2 protein-coding genes and 1 pseudogene are annotated in these 3,709 nt (G+C 65.6%); 1 reads left to right on the top strand and 2 read right to left on the bottom strand.

Annotated elements, in window-relative coordinates:
- Positions 1–216: 216 nt before the first annotated feature.
- Together K789_RS0108230 and glmS are read right to left on the bottom strand one after the other, a co-directional pair.
- Positions 217–564, bottom strand: a complete 348-nt coding sequence (locus K789_RS0108230; protein ID WP_024366340.1) for a holo-ACP synthase — start codon at positions 562–564, stop codon at positions 217–219.
- Between the two features lie 4 nt (positions 565–568).
- Positions 569–2,457: pseudogene (gene glmS / locus K789_RS22645) on the bottom strand (glutamine--fructose-6-phosphate transaminase (isomerizing)).
- Between the two features lie 146 nt (positions 2,458–2,603).
- Here glmS and coaA point away from each other — a divergent pair.
- A complete protein-coding gene (coaA, locus tag K789_RS0108220; RefSeq protein ID WP_024366339.1) occupies positions 2,604–3,569 on the top strand; it encodes a type I pantothenate kinase in 966 nt (321 codons plus the stop codon).
- The last annotated feature ends 140 nt before the right edge of the window (positions 3,570–3,709 follow it).

Below are 3,709 nucleotides of genomic sequence, written 5' to 3'. Positions count from 1 at the left end.
CCCGCCGCGGGCCTGGACTTCGCGGACCACGGCGTTGGCCAGCCCGTACGCGGCCCGCTGCATGAGAACAGCGCCCACACCAGTTACCAAACTTGAGTCAAGAAGCCGCTGTTCAACGGTTCGTATCTGGGTTCCGGTGTAGGCGCTGATCATGGTTTCAGTCCATTCGCGGTGCTGTCGCTGCGGGAAGTCCGGCTCGGGTCAGGCTCGCAGCACTCAGCCTTCGGCGATGACCGTCGCCGTGGCAATGCCGCCGTCGTGGCTCATCGACAGGTGCCAGCGTTTGACACCCTTCGACTCCGCGACGGCCAGCACCGTGCCCTTGACCTGGACGGTGGGCCCGTTCTGGTCAAGCCCGATCCAGCAGTCCTGCCAGTTCATGCCGGCCGGAGCGCCGAGGACCTTGGCCACGGCCTCCTTGGCGGCGAACCGGGCAGCCAGGGAGCGGGTGTTCAGTTCGCGCTCTGCGGGGACGAACAGCCGGTCGCGCAGCCCGGGGGTGCGCTCCAGCTGCCGGCCGAACCGTTCAATGTCTACGACGTCTACGCCAATGCCAACAATCATGGGGTTATTCTACGGTCACGCTCTTGGCCAGGTTGCGAGGCTGGTCGACGTCGTAACCCTTGGCGGAGGCCAGGGCCAGGGCAAAGATCTGCAGCGGGACCGTGCTGAGCAGCGGAGCCAGCAGAGTGGGGGTCTCCGGGATGTAGAAGACGTGCTCGGCGTAGGCCTTGACGGCCTCGTCGCCTTCCTCCGCGATCACGATGGTCTTGGCGCCGCGCGCCCGGACTTCCTGGATGTTGGAGACGACCTTGGCGTGCAGCGAGTCGCGGCCGCGGGGCGAGGGAACAACCACGAAGACTGGCTGGCCTTCCTCGATCAGCGCAATCGGGCCGTGCTTGAGTTCACCGGCGGCAAAGCCCTCGGCGTGGATGTAGGCGAGCTCCTTGAGCTTGAGCGCGCCCTCCATCGCAACCGGGAAGCCGACGTGGCGGCCCAGGAACAGGACGGACTTGGCGTCGGCCATGGACTGGCCGAGCTCCTTGATCTGCGCCTCGTTGTCGAGGATCTGCTGGATCTTGGCCGGAATCTTGTTGAGGTCCGCGAGGATGTCCTTGATCTCGCCCTGGAACTTGTTGCCGCGCAGCTGGGCCAGGTAAAGGCCCAGGAGGTAGGCGGCGGTGATCTGCGCCAGGAAGGCCTTGGTGGAGGCGACGGCGATTTCCGGGCCGGCGTGAGTGTAGAGCACGGCGTCGGATTCGCGCGGGATCGTGGAGCCGTTGGTGTTGCAGATCGAGACCGTCTTGGCACCCTGTTCCTTGGCGTAGCGGACGGCCATCAGGGTGTCCATGGTCTCGCCGGACTGGGAGATCGAGACGATCAGGGTGTTCTCGTCCACAATCGGGTCGCGGTAGCGGAATTCGTGGGAGAGCTCCACTTCCGTGGGGATCCGGCACCAGTGCTCGATCGCGTACTTGGCGACCTGTCCGGCGTAGGCGGAGGTTCCGCAGGCCAGGACGATGATCTTGTCGACGTTCTTGAGCAGTTCCGGATCCACCCGGAGCTCGTCCAGGGTCAGCTTGCCGTTGATGTCCGAGCGGCCCAGCAGGGTCTGCAGGACGGCGTCCGGCTGGTCGTGGATTTCCTTTTCCATAAAGGACGGGAAGCCGCCCTTTTCCGCCGAGGCCGGATCCCAGTTGACGTGGTATTCCTTGCCTTCGGCCGGGGCGCCGTAGAAGTCGGTGATTTCCACGGTGTCGGCGGTGATGGTGACAATCTGGTCCTGGCCGAGTTCGACGGCGCGGCGCGTGTAGTCGATGAAGCCGGAAACGTCGGAGCCCAGGAAGTTCTCGCCGTCACCGAGGCCGACGACGAGCGGGGAGTTGCGGCGGNCACGACGACGTCGGGCTGGTCCGCGTGTACGGCGAGGAGGGTGAAGGCGCCTTCGAGGCGCTGGCAGGCGAGCTGCATGGCCTTGGTGAGGCCGCCCTTCGAGGGGTCGCCCTGGAGCTGGTTCCGGTAGATGTCGCCCAGGAGCGCGGCGGCAACTTCGGTGTCAGTCTCGGAGAGGAACGTCACTCCCTTGCGCACGAGCTCCAGCTTGAGCTCGGCGAAATTTTCGATGATGCCGTTGTGAATGACAGCCAGCTTGCCCTCATCGGCGAGATGCGGGTGCGCGTTCCGGTCTGTCGGTCCGCCGTGGGTCGCCCAGCGCGTGTGACCGATGCCGGTCAGCGATTCCGGCAGCGGGTTGGCCTCGAGTTCGGCAATCAGGTTGCTCAGTTTGCCCGACTTCTTGCGGGACGAAATGGTGCCGTCCGCAACGACGGCGATGCCTGCAGAGTCGTAGCCCCGGTATTCCAGGCGCCGCAGTCCCTCAAGGACAACGTCCAGGGCATTGTGTCCAGTATTTACCCGGCCAGCGGAGTGGCCCACATATCCAACGATTCCACACATGGACTCAAGCCTAGCGGGTTTCTCGGACAGCGGACGTAGGATGAACGGCCACAGCACGCCGTTCGCCGCCCGGACGGGGCCCGCCTGCCGCCCGGACAGGGCCGCCCCATTTCGCTCTCAGCCCGGCGGAGGGCAGAATCTCTAGGGTGACTTTGCAACGCAATGAAGCGAACGGCGACGGCGTCTCCCCGTTCGTGGAGCTGGACCGGCAGACCTGGTCCCGGCTCGCCGCCCAGATGGAGCAGCCCCTCAACGAGGAGGACGTGCTCCGTCTCCGCGGCCTCGGCGATCCCCTGGATATGAAGGAAGTCCGCGAGGTCTACCTCCCCTTGTCACGGCTGCTGCACCTGTATGTCGAGGCAGCAGGCCAGCTCCACGCGGCCACCACCACCTTCCTGGGCGAGCAGACCCAGCGCACCCCGTTTGTGATCGGCGTCGCCGGTTCGGTGGCTGTGGGCAAGTCGACCATCGCCCGTGTCCTCCGCGAGATGCTCCGCCGCTGGCCCGGCACCCCCAATGTTGAGCTCATCACCACGGACGGCTTCCTCTACCCGCTGGCGGAACTCAAGCGGCGCCAGCTCCTGGAGCGCAAGGGATTCCCCGAGTCCTATGACCGCCGGGCCCTGCTCCGATTTGTGAGCGAAATCAAAGGCGGCGCGGAGGAAGTCCGGGCGCCCTGGTACTCCCATGTGACCTATGACATCGTTCCGGGCAAGGAAGTGGTGGTGCGCCGCCCCGACGTGCTGATCGTCGAGGGGCTGAACGTCCTGGCGCCGGCCCGGCCGCGGCATGACGGCCGGCAGGGCCTGGCCCTGAGTGACTTCTTCGATTTTTCCATCTATGTTGATGCCAAAACGTCCTACATTGAGGAATGGTACGTGGACCGCTTCCGCAAACTTCGGACCACGGCGTTCGCGCAGCCGGACTCCTACTTCCACCGCTATGCCACGCTCTCGGACACCGAGGCGGAACAGACGGCCCGCGAGATCTGGAAGCGCATCAACGAGCCGAACCTCGAGGAGAACGTGCTCCCCACCCGAGGTCGTGCGCAACTGGTCCTCACCAAGGACTCCGACCATTCCATCCGGCGTATGCTGCTGCGCAAGGTCTAGCACACGTGTGCTACGACAGTTCCGGGCAGTGGCCGGTCGGGGCAGGGACCGCCCCCGGCACGCCCGGCAGGCGGGCCTTCAACCGCCTGCTGCTGGCAGGAACCGGACTCGCAGCCTTGAGCGCCTGCACCCCGGATGGG

The organism is Arthrobacter sp. TB 26 (assembly GCF_000427315.1).
GTDB lineage: Bacteria > Actinomycetota > Actinomycetes > Actinomycetales > Micrococcaceae > Arthrobacter.
This window is presented reverse-complemented; position numbering and strand designations above follow the sequence as displayed.